The organism is Pseudomonas sp. LB3P31, from assembly GCF_054897945.1.
Window position 1 is genome coordinate 3,838,871 of record NZ_CM142710.1, and the last position, 17,417, is coordinate 3,856,287.

General features: G+C 60.4%; 17 protein-coding genes. 8 read left to right on the forward strand and 9 right to left on the reverse strand.

Features of this window, described 5'->3' with window-relative positions:
* Window positions 1-316 precede the first annotated feature (316 nt).
* The 5 genes from ACYZTK_RS17375 to ACYZTK_RS17395 form a co-directional block, all read right to left on the reverse strand.
* Window positions 317-1,480: a gamma-butyrobetaine dioxygenase gene (locus tag ACYZTK_RS17375; protein ID WP_462011010.1), complete on the reverse strand. Its 1,164-nt coding sequence runs from the start codon at window positions 1,478-1,480 to the stop codon at window positions 317-319.
* Window positions 1,481-1,493: 13 nt separating this feature from the next.
* A complete protein-coding gene (locus ACYZTK_RS17380; protein WP_462011011.1) occupies window positions 1,494-1,970 on the reverse strand; it encodes a thioesterase family protein in 477 nt (158 codons plus the stop codon).
* A 138-nt stretch (window positions 1,971-2,108) separates the two neighbouring features.
* Window positions 2,109-3,074: an L-carnitine dehydrogenase gene (locus ACYZTK_RS17385; protein ID WP_462011012.1), complete on the reverse strand. Its 966-nt coding sequence runs from the start codon at window positions 3,072-3,074 to the stop codon at window positions 2,109-2,111.
* A gap of 131 nt (window positions 3,075-3,205) precedes the next feature.
* Window positions 3,206-4,093, reverse strand: coding sequence for a beta-keto acid cleavage family enzyme (locus tag ACYZTK_RS17390; protein WP_462011013.1), 888 nt, complete (start codon window positions 4,091-4,093; stop codon window positions 3,206-3,208).
* Between the two features lie 75 nt (window positions 4,094-4,168).
* Entirely contained in the window at window positions 4,169-5,113 is a 945-nt protein-coding gene (locus ACYZTK_RS17395) for a choline ABC transporter substrate-binding protein (RefSeq protein ID WP_462011014.1), read from the reverse strand.
* A 206-nt stretch (window positions 5,114-5,319) separates the two neighbouring features.
* Here ACYZTK_RS17395 and ACYZTK_RS17400 point away from each other — a divergent pair, with 206 nt between their 5' ends.
* On the forward strand, window positions 5,320-6,264 hold the full coding sequence (locus ACYZTK_RS17400) for a GlxA family transcriptional regulator (protein WP_462014922.1): 945 nt from the start codon (window positions 5,320-5,322) through the stop codon (window positions 6,262-6,264).
* Between the two features lie 113 nt (window positions 6,265-6,377).
* Here ACYZTK_RS17400 and ACYZTK_RS17405 read toward each other — a convergent pair whose 3' ends face one another.
* From ACYZTK_RS17405 to ACYZTK_RS17420, 4 genes are all read right to left on the reverse strand, one after another.
* Entirely contained in the window at window positions 6,378-6,794 is a 417-nt protein-coding gene (locus ACYZTK_RS17405; RefSeq protein WP_462011015.1) for a DUF3010 family protein, read from the reverse strand.
* A gap of 238 nt (window positions 6,795-7,032) precedes the next feature.
* A complete protein-coding gene (locus ACYZTK_RS17410) occupies window positions 7,033-7,356 on the reverse strand; it encodes a helix-turn-helix domain-containing protein (protein WP_462011016.1) in 324 nt (107 codons plus the stop codon).
* Entirely contained in the window at window positions 7,340-7,594 is a 255-nt protein-coding gene (locus tag ACYZTK_RS17415) for a type II toxin-antitoxin system RelE family toxin (protein ID WP_462011017.1), read from the reverse strand. The genes ACYZTK_RS17410 and ACYZTK_RS17415 overlap by 17 nt, the downstream gene beginning before the upstream one ends.
* A 100-nt stretch (window positions 7,595-7,694) precedes the next feature.
* The gene (locus ACYZTK_RS17420; RefSeq protein WP_462011018.1) at window positions 7,695-8,096 is read right to left on the reverse strand and encodes a lysozyme inhibitor LprI family protein; all 402 of its coding nucleotides are present in this window, start codon (window positions 8,094-8,096) and stop codon (window positions 7,695-7,697) included.
* A gap of 244 nt (window positions 8,097-8,340) precedes the next feature.
* On the opposite strand from ACYZTK_RS17420, the gene ACYZTK_RS17425 reads away from it, so the two are divergent.
* From ACYZTK_RS17425 to ACYZTK_RS17455, 7 genes are all read left to right on the forward strand, one after another.
* Window positions 8,341-9,318: a dipeptidase gene (locus ACYZTK_RS17425; RefSeq protein ID WP_008033250.1), complete on the forward strand. Its 978-nt coding sequence runs from the start codon at window positions 8,341-8,343 to the stop codon at window positions 9,316-9,318.
* A gap of 218 nt (window positions 9,319-9,536) precedes the next feature.
* The gene (locus ACYZTK_RS17430; protein WP_462011019.1) at window positions 9,537-10,067 is read left to right on the forward strand and encodes a DUF5943 domain-containing protein; all 531 of its coding nucleotides are present in this window, start codon (window positions 9,537-9,539) and stop codon (window positions 10,065-10,067) included.
* 15 nt (window positions 10,068-10,082) lie between these two features.
* Window positions 10,083-12,143, forward strand: a complete 2,061-nt coding sequence (gene dgcA / locus ACYZTK_RS17435; RefSeq protein ID WP_462011020.1) for a dimethylglycine demethylation protein DgcA — start codon at window positions 10,083-10,085, stop codon at window positions 12,141-12,143.
* Window positions 12,144-12,287: 144 nt separating this feature from the next.
* Entirely contained in the window at window positions 12,288-14,240 is a 1,953-nt protein-coding gene (dgcB, locus tag ACYZTK_RS17440; protein WP_462011021.1) for a dimethylglycine demethylation protein DgcB, read from the forward strand.
* On the forward strand, window positions 14,240-15,460 hold the full coding sequence (gene etfA / locus ACYZTK_RS17445; protein ID WP_462011022.1) for an electron transfer flavoprotein subunit alpha: 1,221 nt from the start codon (window positions 14,240-14,242) through the stop codon (window positions 15,458-15,460). Before dgcB ends, etfA begins: the two co-directional genes overlap by 1 nt.
* Before the next feature lie 17 nt (window positions 15,461-15,477).
* The gene (gene etfB, locus ACYZTK_RS17450) at window positions 15,478-16,248 is read left to right on the forward strand and encodes an electron transfer flavoprotein subunit beta (protein WP_462011023.1); all 771 of its coding nucleotides are present in this window, start codon (window positions 15,478-15,480) and stop codon (window positions 16,246-16,248) included.
* Between the two features lie 217 nt (window positions 16,249-16,465).
* Window positions 16,466-17,371, forward strand: a complete 906-nt coding sequence (locus tag ACYZTK_RS17455; RefSeq protein ID WP_462011024.1) for an RHS repeat-associated core domain-containing protein — start codon at window positions 16,466-16,468, stop codon at window positions 17,369-17,371.
* Window positions 17,372-17,417: the final 46 nt, after the last annotated feature.

A 17,417-nucleotide genomic window follows, 5' to 3' on the forward strand; every position in this document is an offset into this window, starting at 1 on the left:
GGGCGATTTGTCATGATGGCCGCGATACCTATGAACAGGTCGTTTTCGGCTAACTGGATCGACAGGGGAGCGGGCAAACTGGGTTCAGCTGGCTTCACGAAGGTTTGGTCACCCTCGCACGGCGGCTCCTCAACAGTACCCACCTCTGCCCCGATCCTGTCACGGCTTGATCGGGGTTTTTTTTGCCTTGTGTGTTGTCTGTCCGGGCCCCATCGCGGGCAAGCCTTGCTCCCACAGGAGTGGGCCTATCCTGGGTTTTGTGATTGACATTAAATCTGTGGGAGCAAGGCTTGCCCGCGACGAACGATGACGCGGTCTACCTTTGTAAAACCAGGATCCGCGACAGCAATTCATCCCGATCCACATAACACCCCTGAAAATGCCGGGCGGCCGTTGCAGGGTCGAACGCATTGCGTGCGTGAAGGGTGCGACGGTTATCAAAGCACCACAGCTCACCGGGATTGAGCCTCTGCATCAGCCTGAACCGAGGCTCGCGAGTCATCGCAATAAAGCGTCGGTACGCCCGATAAAGCCTCGGCATCTGCTCCACCGAGGCATCAAACGGCCCACGCAAAAAGTTCGCCATGCGAATCTCCGTGACCTGTCCCAACGCATCCACAGCAATGATCGGTGCCAGGCAGCGGTAATCGCTATGCCGGTCCTTGTTGCGAAACTCCACCGGGATCTCGCACAGCGCCGCGAACGCTTGCGAATCTTCCTCGCGCAACGCATCGGCAATGGCAAAACCATCAACGAAAATACTCTCGCCACCTTCAGCGTCATTCACCAGGCAATGCAGAAACTGCAGCCCCGGTTGCAGCTCCCGGGTCGGCAAGTCGCTGTGCAACGGCAGGTTGAATGAGGTGTAAGCGTTGCTGTCGGCATCAGCCTTGGATTGCACATTGAACAGCACGCCGAAGTTGCTCTCGCGGATGAAGGAAATCCGTTGCGCAATCAGCTTCAGGGACCCCGGCTCGGTGGGCACGCCACGGACTTGGGTCAAGCCGATGTCACGCACCGCCAGCAGCCATTTCAGCAACGCGTCGTTGTCATCCATCAGCGCTGAATACTCGAACACCGGCAGCTGCAGATCACTGCGCCACAGCCTGGTTTTAGGTTTGCCGGCCCGGCGTTCGGCACGGGAATCGTCGTCATAGGCATGGGCGCGCAACCAGCCAGGATCGAAGCGGCTGAGATGGCCATCCTGCCAATCGACAAACAGGCAGCCGTCGGCATCGATGCGCGCTGCGCCGGGTTTGAGGTCTTCGGCTACGTCGACGATTTCCAGCACTTGTTCGCGGGTCACGGTGTAGACGCACAGCGGGCACGGACAGTTGTCCCGCAGCCACTGGTGATGGAAAGGGCTGATGCGTGCGTCAGCCCAGATCACTTGAACCCGGTCCGCCAGGGAGTGCACGGCGGTCAACGCGCTGATTAATGGATAGGTACGGAAGTCGGCAACAGCGGTGGCGGTGTTCATGGCGATCTCCTGATTATTTTTTTGCGGGTAGGGCAATCACTCGGCCTATGTAGTCGGGTGCAGGCAGGTCGGTCTGTTCAGCGGCGATCGCCTGGAGCCTGCCCAGGGTGTGGGCGCTGAAGGGGGTCGATCGCGGGCCGGCGAGGTCGACGTGCAGGAGCATTTGCTCATTGCCAGCCAGCGCCTTGTCATCACCCACCAGATGCAGGCTGTGATAGAGGTGCAGGCGTTTGCTGTCGTGGCCGATGATCTGCGTACGCACTTCAACCTCGGCGTCGAGCTTCACTTCGTGCAGGTAGTTGAGGTGCAGTTCGAGGGTGAACAGCGAGTTGCCGCTGGCCTCGCGGTTGCTGCTGTCCATGCCGAGGCGATCCATGAGGGCGTCGGTGGCGTAGCTGAAGATGAGCAGGTAGAAAGCGTCGCGCAGGTGACCGTTGTAGTCGACCCAGTCGGGGATAATTGTGGTTTGGTAGGTGGTCAGTTTGGGCATGTCATCAAATCCTGAGGTCATGATCGTTCCCACGCTCCGCGTGGGAATGCAGCCCCGGACGCTCCGCGTCCCAAGACCGGACGCAGAGCGTCCATTGAGGCATTCCCACGCAGAGCGTGGGAACGATCAGTAGGGGGGTTATTCGCTGAAGGCCATCCCATGCTTCTCCTTGGTAGTCTTCACCGCCTCCAGCACCGCCAGCAGGCAATCATCACGATAGCGCTCCAGCGCCGAAATGCTATGTGTCCCCAGCTGATCACTGGTGCCATCTACCACATCATCAATCAACTTGTCCGTCAGCTCCGGCGCCGGCAGGTAGGTCCACGGCAGCTGCAATGCCGGACCGAACTGCGCCATGAAATGGCGCATGCCCGCATCGCCGCCTGCCAGGGTATAAGTCAAAAACGTGCCCATGAACGACCAGCGCAACCCCGCACCAAAGCGAATCGCATCATCGATCTCGCCGGTGGTTGCCACGCCGTCGTTGACCAGGTGCAGCGCCTCTCGCCATAACGCTTCAAGCAAACGGTCGGCGATAAACCCTGGCACTTCCTTGCGCACATGCAGCGGCCGCATGCCCAGGGATTCGTAGACTTTCATCGCCGCCTGCACGGCCTCGGGAGCAGTGTTTTTTCCGCCCACCACTTCCACCAGGGGCAGCAGATAAACCGGGTTGAACGGGTGCCCGACCACGCAGCGTTCCGGGTGGGTCGAGCTCTCGTAAAACTCACTGGGTAGCAGGCCCGAAGTGCTGGAGCCGATAAGGGCGTCGGGTTTGGCCGCCGCGCTGATTTTGCTGTGCAGTTCGAGTTTCAGGTCCAGCCGCTCAGGGGCGCTTTCCTGGATGAAATCGGCGTCGCGAACGCACTCTTCAATGGTCGCGACAAAGCGCAGGCGGTCTTGCGACGCGCCAGGGGCTAGTCCTTGTTTTTCCAGGGCGCCCCAGGCATTGGCGACGCGTTTGCGCAGGGCAACTTCGGCGCCGGGCGCCGGGTCCCAGGCCACTACGTCGAGGCCGTGGGCGAGGGCGCGGGATACCCAGCCGCTGCCGATGACACCGCTGCCGAGGGCGGCGAAGGTTTTGATTTCGGTGATAAACGTCATGGCGATTCCCTGAAAGTATTCGGTGAACCCCGTAGGAGCTGCCGAAGGCTGCGATCTTTTGATCTTGTTTTTTAAAAGCCAAAGTCAAAAGATCGCAGCCTTCGGCAGCTCCTACGGGGGGATATTTGGCGTCAGCTGCGCTTGGTCAGGCCCATTTTTGCCCGGCCTTCTGCCGGCGTCAGGACCCGCGCACCCAGGCGGCTGAGGATCTCGCTGGCGCGTTCGACCAGTTGGCCATTGGTCGCCAGCACGCCCTTGTCCAGCCAGATGTTGTCTTCCAGCCCGACCCGCACGTTGCCGCCCAGCAGAACCGCTTGTGCCGCCATCGGCATCTGCATGCGCCCGATGCCAAAGCCGGCCCAGACCGCATTGGCCGGCAGGTTGTCGACCATGGCTTTCATGGTGGTGGTATCCGCCGGTGCACCCCATGGAATGCCCAGGCACAGCTGGAACAGCGGATCATCGAGCAAGCCTTCCTTGATCAGCTGCTTGGCAAACCACAGGTGGCCGGTGTCGAAAATTTCCAGCTCGGCCTTCACCCCCAGCTCCTGGATGCGTTTGGCGCCGGCGCGAAGTTGCGCGGGGGTGGACACGTAAATGGTGTCGCCATCGCCGAAGTTTAGGGTGCCGCAATCGAGGGTGCAGATTTCCGGCAGCAGCGCTTCGACGTGCGCCAGTCGAGTCAACGGCCCGACCAGGTCAGTATTGGGACCGAACTCCATCGGGTTCTCGCCAGCGCCAATTTCCAAATCGCCGCCCATGCCGGCGGTGAGGTTGACGATGATGTCGACGTCCGCCTCGCGGATGCGCTCCATCACTTCGCGGTACAGCGCGACGTCACGGCTGAACTTGCCGGTTTCGGGGTTGCGCACGTGGCAATGGACCACGGTGGCGCCGGCCTTGGCGGCTTCCACTGCAGCGGCGGCGATTTGTTTCGGGGTGACCGGCACGTGTGGGCTCTTGGCGGTCGTGTCGCCAGCACCGGTGAGTGCGCAGGTGATGATGACGTCGTGATTCATGAGGCGGGTTCCTTGCAGGCGTGATGATTCCGTTCGCAGCCCGGCCGGGCTGCGATTCGGCGGTTAAATCAGGGTTTATTTACTGGTCAGTTTGAGGTTTTCAGCCGCCGGTTTGCCGTCGAAGGTGGTGACGCCTTCGAGCCAGCGCTGTTGGTCTTGGGGGTGATCCTTGAGCCATTGTTTGGCCGATTCAAAGGCGTCCTTGTGATCCAGCAGCGGCTGCATCATCCGGCTCTCGTCCTCGGCGGAGTAGGTCAGGTTGCTGAGCAAGCGGCCGATGTTCGGGCATTGCTGTGAGTAGTTCGGCGCAGTGACGGTCCAGACCGTGGCCATGCCTTCGTTCGGGCCCAGGGCATCTTCACTGCCGGTGAGGTAGGTCATCTGCACGTTGACGTTCATCGGGTGCGGCGCCCAGCCGAAGAACACTACGGCTTCCTTGCGTCGCACGGCGCGATCCACCGCCGCGAGCATGCCGGCCTCGCTGGATTCCACCAGCTGGAACTTGCCGAGGCCGAACTGGTTTTTGGTAATCATCGCCTTGATCTGGGTGTTGGCGCCCGAGCCTGGCTCGATGCCGTAGATCTTGCCGCCCAGTTCCTTCTCGAATTTGGCGATATCAGCAAAAGTTTTCAGGCCCTTGTCTGCCAGGTAAGTCGGAACGGCCAGGGTCGCGCGGGCATCTTTCAGGCTTGGCGCTTCCAGCACCTTGACCTGCTTGGCGTCGACAAATGGAGTAATCGTCTGGGTCATCAGCGGGTTCCAGTAGCCCAGGAACAGGTCCAGGCGCTGGTCGCGAATCCCGGCGAAGATGATTTGCTGGGACGCGCTGGTCTGTTTGGTGTTGTAGCCGAGGCCGTCGAGCAGGACCTGGGTCATGGCACTGGTGGCGATCACGTCGGTCCAGTTCACCACGCCCATGCGCACGTTCTGGCAGGACGCCGGTTCGGCCGCCATGACGCTTGCGCTTAACAAGGCGGTACCGCTAAGTGCAAGAACGCAGCTGCTGATCAGTCGTTTCATGTCGGGTTCCTCGGCAGACGTTATTGTGGGTTCCGGTATCTATGTGCCGGTGATGCCAAGTTACGCAGCTCGGCCCCGGTCAACGCGCACTACGGCGACCAGCTCTTGCACTGGAGCGACCTGTGCTCTTGAATGCCGCAGACAACTGGCGTATCAACGTCCACACGTTTCCCGCCCTCACGTTATCTGTCAGTCGAGTGCGCTCCATGTCCCAGGATTTCTACTTCTTGTTGATGCCGGGTTTTTCCGCCATCGGTTTCATCTCGGCCATCGAACCGCTGCGGGTCGCCAATCGCTTTCGTGGCGAGCTGTATCGCTGGCACGTGCTGAGTGCCGACGGAGGGGCGGTACTGGCCAGCAATGGCATGTCAGTGAACGCCGATGCGGCGCTGGAGCCGCTGAGCAAGGGTGCGACGCTGTTGGTGGTCGCCGGTTTCGAACCGCTGAAATTCGCCACCCCGGCGCTTGAACACTGGCTGCGGCGGCTGGACGGTGAGGGCGTGACCCTGGGCGCCATCGATACCGGCAGTTTTGTCCTCGCCGAGGCGGGCCTGCTCGACGGCCATCGGCTGACTCTGCACTGGGAAGCGATCGATGCGTTCAAGGAATCTTATCCACAGCTCAGCGTCACCCAGGAGTTGTTCGAGATCGATCGCAAGCGCATCACCTCGGCGGGCGGCACGGCCTCAATCGACCTGATGCTCGACCTCATCAGCCAGGCCCATGGTCCGGAGCTGGCGATCGAGGTCAGCGAACAATTCGTACTCGGGCGCATCCGCCCGCGCAAAGACCACCAGCGCATGGAAGTCGCCAGTCGCTACGGCATTCGCAACAAGAAACTGGTGCAGGTGATCGGTGAGATGGAGCAGCACAGCGAGCCGCCGCTGAGCACCCTGGCGCTGGCGGAGTCGATCAAGGTCACGCGGCGGCAGCTGGAACGCTTGTTTCGCTTGCACCTGAACGACACGCCGAGCAATTTTTATCTGCGCCTGCGCCTGGAGAAGGCGCGGCAGTTGTTGCGCCAGACGGACATGAGCGTGCTGGAAGTGAGCATTGCGTGCGGTTTTGAGTCGCCGTCGTATTTCACCCGAAGTTATCGGGCGAAGTATGAGCGGTGTCCGCGGGAAGACAGGCGTACCGCAAAAGCATAAACACCCGAGAACCCCTGTAGGAGTGAGCCTGCTCGCGATTGCGGTGGATCATTCATATCGATGTCGACTGAGCCACCGCAATCGCGAGCAGGCTCACTCCTACAGTATAAAACCTATTTTTTTACCAAGGCCGAACACGCGGCCTTGTACGCCTCATGCTGATACTTGTTCAGCGTCCCCGGCAGTTCAAAATTGTGCTTCTTCGCCTGCGCGTTGATTGTCTGTGGCGACAGCAGCGTCACCTCGCAACTCTCCAGCAGCTGGAAAATGCCCTCGATCTTGAATGTGGTCGGTCCACCGGCAAATTCACCTTTCTTGCTGCGCTTTTTGATCACGATCCGGTCGATGGAATTCTCCCGAACAAGCGACGCCACGTGCGCGGCAAACACTTTGACGTTCGCCGCTTCGTCATCATCGTCCAGGGCGATCTTCTTGGTGGCCAGGGGCAGATGGCTCAGTGCCTGATCATCGAGGGACGCGACGGCGATGATGGCTTCGCTGCCTTTGATTTCAATGCCGCAGATTTTCATTTCAGGTCCTTTCAGTCGATGAGGTGTGATGGTGGCGCAGCCTCGCGGTGAAGTCACGGCTTGAGTGCTACAGCGTGGTCGACTGTCCTCGGCGATCCAGTGGTTCTCGAAGTGATTGGGTAGGGGGTGGCTGGTGGGGCGGGTTCCTCCACCAGTTTTGGGTGTCTTTATTGTCAGATCAAAAGATCGCAGCCTCGTTGCACTCGACAGCTCCTACACAGCTCCTACGCAGGCCTATCTACAGTTCGAGTTGGTTGGCGCGTATTCCAAACGCCGCAGCGATTTTTTCTCGGGTCGCCTTTCGAGGCTTGGCAACGGTTTCCTGCTGGGCGAAGGCCGGCTGGGTGATACCCATGCGTTTGGCTACTTCATCCTGGGTGAGGTTCAGATGCTCACGCCAGGCACGAATCGGCGTCGCGCCGTCAACGATACGACTGACTACCTCGTGGGGAATGAGGTCAGGTTCAATCTTGCGCGCGACATATTGGGCGTATGGGATGACTACGAAAGCGGGGTTGCCATCCGCGTCGTTGATGATTTGAACCTCAGTAGGTGCGTTCATCGCGTTTCTTGACCTCTTGGATACTGACCACCTTGATTGCGCCATCCCAGTCGAACATGACCCGATAATTACCCACTCGCAGTCGGTAAGCGAATTCATGTCCAACCAGCGCTTTGACATTGTTCACATCCGGCATGCAAGCCAGGATCGTGACAGCGTCACGGACCTGAACTTGATGGCTGGAGTGCAATTTCAACAGCTGCTTAACGGCTTTGCGGGTCCAGTGAATACTGTTCATGGAAGAATATAAGTCTTTTATAAGATTTTCAAATCTTTACTTATATTTCCGCAAAGGCCAAGCAATCAAGCGTATCGGCATATTGCCCCGATTCAGAGCCTCACTCCTGCCCAATCGACTCCAGAAACTCCGACCGTTCATCACTCATCCGCGCCACGCAATCATTTTGCGCGATCGTGAAGGCTTTGCTGCCTGTCGTCGCCGGGAAAGCTTCGACCGCGCAGTCGGCGTCCCGGGTCTTCAGCCATTGCTGCTGCGCCGCTTTGATTTTTGCGGTGATGTCTGCCAGCTGGGCCGGGTTCTTGCCGTAGAGCGTTTGCATGCGCTCGGCCAGGGTCTGGTAGTTTTCCTTGAGCAGGTCTTCGGCGGTGGTTCGGCCATAGACCGAGCACTCGAGGGTCTGGACGTCGTTTTCGACAGCGTCGCAGGGGGTGATCTCGGACTCTTCTTCCGCGTGCACGCCCGTGGCGATCAATGCCAGAACCAGAAAGATCATTTTCATTGCGCTGCCGTCCCTTATTCCAATAGAGCCAAGTGAGCATTGCGTCGTGCACGGATTCTGGCGCAAGCGAACGGGCTTGAACAGGCGCACGATCTGGCCTGGCAACGACCCTTTGTCGCGGATTGACGCTTTCGGCAATTCCCCTGTCGTTTTTGCACCCGGCTGTCCCGGTACTCAGGCATATGCTGGCCCCAAAGCGCCGACACACGATTCGGCGTATGAATCGACAATAGGGGACAGCCTGATGAGCCCAGCCGAATTGCACGCCGACAGTATCGTTATCGACGGGCTGATTATCGCCAAGTGGAACCGTGAGCTGTTCGAAGACATGCGCAAGGGCGGCCTGACCGCAGCCAATTGCACCGTATCGGTGTGGGAGGGCTTCCAGGCCACCGTCAACAACATCGCCGCCAGCCAGAAGTTGATTCGCGAAAACAGCGACCTGGTGATTCCGGTGCGCACCACGGCCGATATCCGCAAGGCCAAGGAGCAGGGCAAGACCGGCATCCTGTTCGGCTTCCAGAACGCCCATGCTTTCGAAGACCAGATCGGCTATGTCGAGGTGTTCAAGCAGCTCGGCGTTGGTATCGTGCAGATGTGCTACAACACCCAGAACCTGGTGGGCACCGGCTGCTACGAGCGCGATGGCGGCCTGTCGGGTTTTGGACGGGAAATCGTCGCCGAGATGAACCGTGTTGGCGTCATGTGCGACCTGTCCCACGTCGGCTCCAAAACTTCCGAAGAAGTCATCCTCGAATCGAAAAAACCGGTGTGCTACTCGCACTGCCTGCCGTCGGGTTTGAAGATTCACCCCCGCAACAAGTCCGATGAAGAGCTCAAGTTTATTGCTGATCACGGCGGTTTTGTCGGCGTGACCATGTTCGCGCCGTTCCTGGCCAAGGGCATCGACTCGACCATCGACGACTACGCCGAAGCCATCGAATACACCATGAACATCGTCGGCGAAGACGCCATCGGCATCGGCACCGACTTCACCCAGGGCCATGGCCAGGATTTCTTCGAATACCTGACCCACGACAAGGGCTACGCCCGCCGCCTGACCAGCTTCGGCAAGATCATCAACCCGCTGGGCATCCGCACAGTCGGCGAGTTCCCGAACCTGACCGAAACCCTGCTCAAGCGCGGCCATTCCGAGCGCGTGGTGCGCAAAATTATGGGCGAGAACTGGGTCAATGTCCTCAAGGACGTCTGGGGCGAGTGAATAACTCTGGAGCCTACTCCGCTCGCCGATAGCTGCGTCAGGTCCTCGCGCCAAACTCGCCGTACGTCTCGTACTGTCTCGCTTGTCGCTCCGGTCCTTCCTTGCTCTCGACGTGCTCGCTACGGCTCCAAAGTCATTCACACGGCTTGTTTATAAAAGCAAAGCAAAGCAAAAGCTTTGTTTCGCACTGATCACGAATTTTCTGGAGTTAATTTTCCATGGCCAAGATCGCCCCGCAATTGCCTATCGAAGTCGACAGCGAGACCGGTGTCTGGACTTCCGACGCCTTGCCGATGCTGTACGTGCCGCGCCATTTCTTCGTCAATAACCACATCGGTATCGAGGAAGTGCTGGGCGCCGACGCCTACGCGGAAATCCTCTACAAGGCCGGCTACAAATCCGCCTGGCACTGGTGTGAAAAAGAAGCCGAGTGCCACGGCCTGGAAGGCGTCGCGGTGTTCGAGCACTACATGAAACGCTTGTCGCAACGCGGCTGGGGCCTGTTCAAGATTCAGGACATCGACCTCGACAAAGGCACCGCCAGCGTCAAGCTCGAACACTCGGCATTCGTCTACGTGTACGGCAAAGTCGGGCGCAAAGTTGACTACATGTTCACCGGCTGGTTTGCCGGCGCCATGGACCAGATTCTGCAAGCCCGCGGCAGCAATATCCGCACGGTTGCCGAACAGGTTTACGGTGGCTCCGAAGAAGGCCACGAAGACGGTTTGTTCACCGTCAAGCCGTTGTAAGACGAGGACCCCGCCATGGCTTTCGAAGCAATGTTCCAGCCGATCCAGATCGGCAAACTGACCATCCGCAACCGTGTGCTCAGCACGGCGCACGCCGAGGTCTACGCGACCGACGGCGGCATGACCACCGATCGGTACGTCAAGTATTACGAAGAGAAAGCCAAGGGCGGGATCGGCCTGGCGATTTGCGGCGGTTCATCCGTGGTAGCCATCGACAGCCCGCAGGAGTGGTGGAGCTCGGTGAACCTGTCCACCGACCGCATTATTCCGCACTTCCAGAACCTCGCCGACGCCATGCACAAGCACGGCGCCAAGATCATGATCCAGATTACCCACATGGGCCGCCGCTCGCGCTGGGACGGCTTTAACTGGCCGACTCTGATGTCGCCGTCCGGCGTGCGTGAGCCGGTGCACCGTGCCACGTGCAAGACCATCGAGCCGGAAGAAATCTGGCGGGTGATCGGCAACTATGCCCAGGCCGCGCGCCGCGCCAAAGCCGGTGGCCTGGATGGGGTCGAACTGTCGGCCGTGCACCAGCACATGATCGACCAGTTCTGGAGCCCGCGGGTCAACAAACGTACCGATGAATGGGGCGGCAGCTTCGAGAATCGCATGCGCTTTGGTCTCGAAGTTTTAAAAGCCGTGCGCGCCGAAGTCGGCCCCGATTTCTGCGTCGGCATCCGTTTGTGCGGTGACGAATTCCACCCGGACGGCTTGTCCCACGAGGACATGAAACAGATCGCCAAGTACTACGACGACACCGGCATGCTGGACTTCATCGGTGTGGTGGGCTCGGGTTGCGACACTCACAACACCCTGGCCAACGTGATCCCGAACATGAGTTATCCACCGGAGCCATTTTTGCACCTGGCCGCCGGTATCAAGGAAGTGGTCAAGGCCCCTGTCCTACACGCGCAGAACATCAAGGACCCGAACCAGGCGACGCGTATCCTGGAAGGCGGCTACGTCGACATGGTCGGCATGACCCGCGCGCACATCGCCGACCCGCACCTGATTGCCAAGATCAAGATGGGCCAGATCGACCAGATCAAGCAGTGCGTCGGCGCCAACTATTGCATCGACCGGCAGTATCAAGGCCTGGATGTGCTGTGCATCCAGAACGCCGCGACCTCCCGTGAATACATGGGCGTGCCGCACATCATCGAAAAGACTACCGGGGTCAAACGCAAGGTGGTGGTGGTGGGGGCCGGTCCTGCCGGGATGGAAGCTGCGCGTGTAGCCGCCGAACGTGGCCACGACGTGACCCTGTTCGAGAAAAAAGAATTCATCGGCGGGCAGATCACCACGGCTTCGAAAGCGCCGCAGCGCGACCAGATCGCCGGTATTACCCGCTGGTACCAGCTGGAACTGGCGCGCTTGAAAGTCGACCTGCGCCTGGGCGTGGCGGCCGATGCTCCGACCATTCTCGACCTGCGTCCGGACGTGGTGGTGCTCGCTGTTGGCGGTCATCCATTCCTCGAACAGAACGAACATTGGGGTGCGGCTGAAGGCCTGGTGGTCAGCAGCTGGGACGTGCTGGATGGCAAGGTTGCACCGGGCAAGAACGTGCTGGTGTACGACACCATCTGTGAATTCACCGGCATGTCGACCGCCGACTTCCTCGCAGACAAGGGCAGCCAGGTCGAGATCGTCACCGACGACATCAAGCCGGGCGTGGCGATTGGCGGCACATCGTTCCCGACCTACTACCGCAGCATGTACCCGAAAGAAGTGATCATGACCGGCGACATGATGCTGGAGAAGGTCTACCGCGAAGGCGACAAGCTGGTGGCGGTGCTGGAAAACGAATACACCGGCGCCAAAGAGGAGCGGGTGGTGGACCAGGTGGTTGTGGAAAACGGCGTGCGTCCGGACGAGGAGATCTACTACGCGCTGAAGGAAGCCTCGCGCAACAAGGGCCAGATCGACGTCGAAGCCTTGTTCGCGATCAAGCCGCAGCCGTGCCTGGAGCAGAGTGGCGAGGGCTACCTGCTGTTCCGCATCGGCGACTGTGTGGCGCAGCGCAACGTGCACGCGGCGATCTATGACGCGTTGCGGTTGTGCAAGGATTTCTAAGCCTGGCTAACCCCCTGTAGGAGCTGCCGAAGGCTGCGATCTTTTGATCTTAGATGTCGCGATTTCCAAAGATCAAAAGATCGCAGCCTGCGGCAGCTCTTACACCGACCGCGTCTTCAAGTTGTATCGGTGGGAGCTTCACCTATGTTGAACACCCTTCTTCCAATCCTGCTGTTCGCCGCCCTGGGCCTCGCTGTCCTTGGCGCGTTTCGGCGGGTGGCCATGTGGCGTCGAGGTCGAGCCTCCAAGGTTGACCTGATCGGCGGCCTGTTCGCCATGCCCAAGCGCTACATGGTCGATCTGCACCATGTGGTGGCGCGGGACAAATACATCGCCAACACCCACGTGGCCACGGCGGGTGGTGCGGTGGCGTCGATCGTCCTGGCGCTACTGGTGCACGGTCTCGGCCTGCACAGTCGCATCCTCGGTTTTGCTTTGCTGATTGCGTCGGCAGTAATGTTCGGCGGCGCGATCTTCATGTACCTGCGCCGGCGCAACCCGCCGGCTCGTTTGTCCAAAGGGCCGTGGATGCGCCTGCCGAAAAGCCTGCTGGCGTTCTCGGCGAGCTTCTTCCTGTTGACCCTTCCGGTGGCAGGCATACTGCCGCAGGACTTCGGCGGTTGGGTGTTGGCAGCCATCCTGATGGTTGGCGTGCTGTGGGGCGTATCGGAACTGTTCCTCGGCATGACCTGGGGCGGGCCGATGAAGCACGCCTTCGCTGGTGCCTTGCACCTGGCCTGGCACCGTCGCGCCGAGCGCTTTGGGGGTGGTCGTTCCACTGGCTTAAAGCCGCTGGACCTCAACGACCCAAGCGCGCCGCTGGGTGTGGAAAAACCCAAGGATTTCACCTGGAACCAGTTGCTCGGCTTCGACGCCTGCGTGCAGTGTGGCAAGTGCGAAGCAGCCTGCCCGGCCTTCGCCGCCGGCCAGCCGCTGAACCCAAAAAAACTCATCCAGGACATGGTGGTCGGCCTGGCTGGGGGCACCGATGCCAAGTTCGCCGGCAGCCCGTATCCAGGTAAGCCCGTCGGTGAGCACGCCGGTAATCCTCATCAACCGATCGTCAACGGTCTGGTCGACGCCGAAACCCTGTGGTCCTGCACCACCTGCCGCGCCTGCGTCGAGGAATGCCCGATGATGATCGAGCACGTCGATGCCATCGTCGACATGCGCCGTCACCTGACCCTGGAAAAAGGCGCGACCCCGAACAAGGGTGCCGAAGTCCTGGAAAACCTGATCGCCACCGACAACCCGGGCGGCTTTGCCCCGGGTGGGCGGATGAACTGGGCGGCGGATTTGAACCTAAACCTGCTCAGCGAAAAGAAATCCGTCGACGTGCTGTTCTGGGTCGGCGACGGAGCCTTCGACATGCGCAACCAGCGCACCCTGCGCGCCTTCGTCAAAGTGCTCAAAGCAGCTAAGGTCGACTTCGCCGTGCTGGGCCTTGAAGAGCGCGACAGCGGTGACGTGGCCCGGCGTCTGGGCGACGAAGCGACCTTCCAGTTGCTGGCCAAGCGCAACATCCAGACTCTGGCCAAATACAGCTTCAACCGCATCGTCACCTGCGACCCGCACAGTTTTCACGTGCTGAAAAACGAGTACGGCGCCTTCGACGGCAACTACCTCGTGCAGCATCACAGCACCTACATGGCAGAAATCATCGGCGCTGGCGCCCTCAGCCTCGGCCAGCACAAAGGCAGCAGCGTGACCTATCACGACCCGTGCTACCTCGGTCGCTACAACGGCGAATACGAGGCGCCGCGTGAAGTACTGCGCGCCCTCGGAATTGAAGTGAAAGAGATGCAACGCTCCGGCTTCCGTTCGCGCTGCTGCGGCGGCGGAGGCGGTGCGCCGATCACTGACATCCCAGGGAAACAACGGATTCCCGACATGCGCATGGAAGACATCCGCGAAACCGGTGCCGAACTGGTGGCTGTGGGTTGCCCGCAGTGCACCGCGATGCTCGAAGGCGTGGTCGAACCACGTCCGCTGATCAAGGACATCGCCGAACTGGTGGCCGACGCTTTGCTCGAAGACTCGGCTCCGAGCAAACCGAATGCCCCGGTCAAACGTGAAGAACCTGCGGAGGCCCACTGATGAGCGACATTATCCGCCGCGATCCGCGCGCTGAATGGATCGCCCGCAACCGCCTGCATCCGCTGCACGCGGCCATGCAGCCGGCGCAACACAGCTGGATGGGGCCTAACGGGGTCATCCGCAAGAATCCGCACGGGATCGGATTTATCGGCCCCAACGGTCTCAAGCGCATCGATCGCAGCGGCGCGCAGCAGGGCGGTGCGACCAAACGGTCCGCGGCTGTTGAAGTGCAACTGCCGCTGCACCAGGTGCCACAACCGACGTTCTACATCAGCGTGGTGCCGGACATGGTCGGCGGCCGCTTGAGCAGCCATGACCGCGACCTGCTCGGCCTGGCGCATCAACTGGCCGGCCAAGAGGGTACTGTATTGGCCGTGGTCTTCGGCGAACACAAGGAAAACGCTTTCGCCACTGCCGGCGTCGATCGCCTGTTGGTGCTCGATGGCGAGGAGTTCAGCGGTTATGCACCGGAACAACGGGTGCAGGGCCTGCGGGCTGTGGATAACCAGTTCAATCCGCGTCACTGGTTGCTGCCGGACAGCCGGACTGGCGGTGGAGAACTCGGCCGCCGCTTCGCCGCAGCCTTGGGCGAACGCCCGGCGACGCGGGTCTGGCAGGTCAAGGGTCAGGAGTGCATCGGCCGCGCCGGCGCTGGCCTGCAGGACCTCGCACGTCCGGTTGCGCGCGTGATTCTGGCCGCAGTCGAATGCGCCGAACCGGTCAGCGAGACCCGTCACGAAGCCTTGCCCGTGGAGTTATCCACAACCGTGGCGCGCAGCCTGTCGCGTATTGAGGATCTGGGCGCGGTAGCGGTCGATCCAGCAGCAATTCCCATGGCTGAAGCCGAATTTATCTTCTCCGGCGGCAACGGCGTCAGGGACTGGGGACTTTTCCACAGGACCGCCGAAGCGCTCGGCGCCACCGAAGGCGCCTCCCGTGTGGCAGTAGATGATGGCTTAATGGCACGCGATCGTCAGGTGGGCGCATCCGGCACCTGGGTCACGGCGCGGGTCTACGTGGCAGTGGGCATCTCTGGGGCGATCCAGCACCTGCAAGGCATAGGCGCCTGCGACAAGGTGGTGGCGATCAACCTCGACCCTGGTTGCGACATGATCAAACGAGCCGACCTGTCGGTGATCGGCGAGAGTGCCGAGATTCTTCAAGCCTTGATCGATGCGGTAGCGGCTTATCGCAACGACGCCAAGCGCGATGCGGCTTAAGGGAAGGAAAAACGGTCATGAGCACAAAAATCATCAGCCTGGTGTCCATTGGCGCCCACCCGACCTCCGGCCGGCCACGTCGCGCGGAGCAGGATGCGCGGGCGGTCGAACTGGGTTTACAACTGGCTGGGGATAACTTGCAGGTGCTGCATGCCGGCGACGTCGGCGAGCCGGCCTTGCGTGCTTATCTGGGCATGGGGCTGGAGCAGCTGCACGTGCTGGAGCAACCGGAAGGCGCCGATGCGTTGCCGGCGCTGACCGCGTATTTGCGCGAAGCTGGGGCACAAGTGGTGCTGACCGGCAGCCAGGCGGAAACCGGCGAAGGTTCGGGCATGCTGCCGTTCCTGCTTGCGGAAAGCCTCGGCTGGCCGCTGGTGGTGGGGCTGGCGCAGGTTGAATCCATAGACGGTAATTCTGCGCTGGTGCTCCAGGCATTGCCGCGCGGTCAGCGTCGGCGACTGAAGGTGCGCTTGCCGTTTCTGGCGACTGTGGATAACGCTGCGCCGAAACCTCGTCAGAGCGCCTACGGCCCGGCGCGGCGGGGGGGGTTGCAGGCTGATGATGTCGAGGTGATCGACGATGAGTTGCTCGCAGTTGCCACCCTGCAGCCGGCGAAACCCCGGCCGAAACGCTTGAAGGTGATCAAGGCCAAGAGCGGTGCTGATCGTATGAAAGCTGCAACGGCCAAGGCCAGTGGTGGGGGCGGGCAGGTGCTCAAGGGCCTGAGTGCGCAAGCCGGCGCTGAGGCGATCCTCAAGCTGCTCATCGAAGAAGGTGTAGTTCGCTAGGGCCGTAACACTTCTGTAGCAGCTGCCGAGCCCCCCGAGGCTGCGTCCGACAGGGAAACGGCCGCAAACGCTGGCGAGAACGGTGTCCTCGAACGCAGCCTCGCGGGACTCGGCAGCTGCTACGTGAGGCCGGGGCCACTAGCAGAACTGCTAGTGTTGCCGACGCGAGCCGTTTGGTAGGGTGGTTCCAACCCTATCAGGATCCAGGAATTCGCCAATGGCCCCTAAAACCAAGCACGATCCATCAGTAGATCTGCGCCTGCCGCGAACGTTGCTGCTGGCCACCGACCTGCAGCAAAGCATCCTCGCTGAGCTTGATCGCTGTGGTCCCAATCAATTCACCTACACAGCCTACGGATCGCAAACTCGCCGGCTGCCGGGTGGAACTTGCCTCGGATTCAATGGGCAGATTAAGGAACAGACCACTGGCTGGTACCACTTGGGGAATGGTCACCGTGTGTATAACCCGGTGCTGATGCGCTTCCATAGTTCGGACAGGTTGAGCCCGTTTGGTAAAGGAGGCATCAATAGCTATTGCTACTGCGGTGGGTCACCAGTTAATCGGGTTGATCCCACTGGCAGGTGGTGGTCCATCGTACCTGTTGCAGGGCAGGTAGTCGGCACAATGCTGGGGGGCGTCTTTGCCGTTGGAGCGATATTCAGAACGGCATTCGCTAAATATGTCAACAAAACTCCTTTGCCCCAAAATGTACAGACTGCTAACAGGGAGCAGTTCTGGGGCGGCGTTATCGGTTTGGCATCTCGTCCACTGGGAATTCCGAGCGCTCTCGGCGCCACCGTACCCACCCTGACTGCGGGCATAGGTAGCGGGGGTAATGTAGTTAGCCAAGTTTTTACGTTCAAAGGTGGGCTCGGTCAGGCCTTTCATCAGGGAAGGCAATTGTTGGCGGAGTCTCGGACTACAGGACCCTCGCTGCCGCGCATGGCGTTTGAGTCAGTCAAGGAAGTAAGTGGCTTGAATGCGCTCACGGGGGCTGTGAAACGCAGGTTTACCAGGGCACCTGAAGCTGTTTCAGACGTCCCTCTGAGCGAAGTGAATGTTGAGGCTCGCAACATAAGGAATAGTGGTGCTGGGGGCACGCAAGAGGTGACTCGATTTTAATGATATTTCAGAAATCCTATTGTGGATGAAATGATGAGTACGACCC

What these genes read in the sequence shown, in the direction of transcription:
- ACYZTK_RS17375 (WP_462011010.1), bottom strand. Translation starts at nt 1,480, where the DNA reads ATGAACACCGCCACCGCTGTTGCCGACTTCCGTACCTATCCATTAATC.
- ACYZTK_RS17380 (WP_462011011.1), bottom strand. Translation starts at nt 1,970, where the DNA reads ATGCCCAAACTGACCACCTACCAAACCACAATTATCCCCGACTGGGTC.
- ACYZTK_RS17385 (WP_462011012.1), bottom strand. Translation starts at nt 3,074, where the DNA reads ATGACGTTTATCACCGAAATCAAAACCTTCGCCGCCCTCGGCAGCGGT.
- ACYZTK_RS17390 (WP_462011013.1), bottom strand. Translation starts at nt 4,093, where the DNA reads ATGAATCACGACGTCATCATCACCTGCGCACTCACCGGTGCTGGCGAC.
- ACYZTK_RS17395 (WP_462011014.1), bottom strand. Translation starts at nt 5,113, where the DNA reads ATGAAACGACTGATCAGCAGCTGCGTTCTTGCACTTAGCGGTACCGCC.
- ACYZTK_RS17400 (WP_462014922.1), top strand. Translation starts at nt 5,320, where the DNA reads ATGTCCCAGGATTTCTACTTCTTGTTGATGCCGGGTTTTTCCGCCATC.
- ACYZTK_RS17405 (WP_462011015.1), bottom strand. Translation starts at nt 6,794, where the DNA reads ATGAAAATCTGCGGCATTGAAATCAAAGGCAGCGAAGCCATCATCGCC.
- ACYZTK_RS17410 (WP_462011016.1), bottom strand. Translation starts at nt 7,356, where the DNA reads ATGAACGCACCTACTGAGGTTCAAATCATCAACGACGCGGATGGCAAC.
- ACYZTK_RS17415 (WP_462011017.1), bottom strand. Translation starts at nt 7,594, where the DNA reads ATGAACAGTATTCACTGGACCCGCAAAGCCGTTAAGCAGCTGTTGAAA.
- ACYZTK_RS17420 (WP_462011018.1), bottom strand. Translation starts at nt 8,096, where the DNA reads ATGAAAATGATCTTTCTGGTTCTGGCATTGATCGCCACGGGCGTGCAC.
- ACYZTK_RS17425 (WP_008033250.1), top strand. Translation starts at nt 8,341, where the DNA reads ATGAGCCCAGCCGAATTGCACGCCGACAGTATCGTTATCGACGGGCTG.
- ACYZTK_RS17430 (WP_462011019.1), top strand. Translation starts at nt 9,537, where the DNA reads ATGGCCAAGATCGCCCCGCAATTGCCTATCGAAGTCGACAGCGAGACC.
- dgcA (WP_462011020.1), top strand. Translation starts at nt 10,083, where the DNA reads ATGGCTTTCGAAGCAATGTTCCAGCCGATCCAGATCGGCAAACTGACC.
- dgcB (WP_462011021.1), top strand. Translation starts at nt 12,288, where the DNA reads ATGTTGAACACCCTTCTTCCAATCCTGCTGTTCGCCGCCCTGGGCCTC.
- etfA (WP_462011022.1), top strand. Translation starts at nt 14,240, where the DNA reads ATGAGCGACATTATCCGCCGCGATCCGCGCGCTGAATGGATCGCCCGC.
- etfB (WP_462011023.1), top strand. Translation starts at nt 15,478, where the DNA reads ATGAGCACAAAAATCATCAGCCTGGTGTCCATTGGCGCCCACCCGACC.
- ACYZTK_RS17455 (WP_462011024.1), top strand. Translation starts at nt 16,466, where the DNA reads ATGGCCCCTAAAACCAAGCACGATCCATCAGTAGATCTGCGCCTGCCG.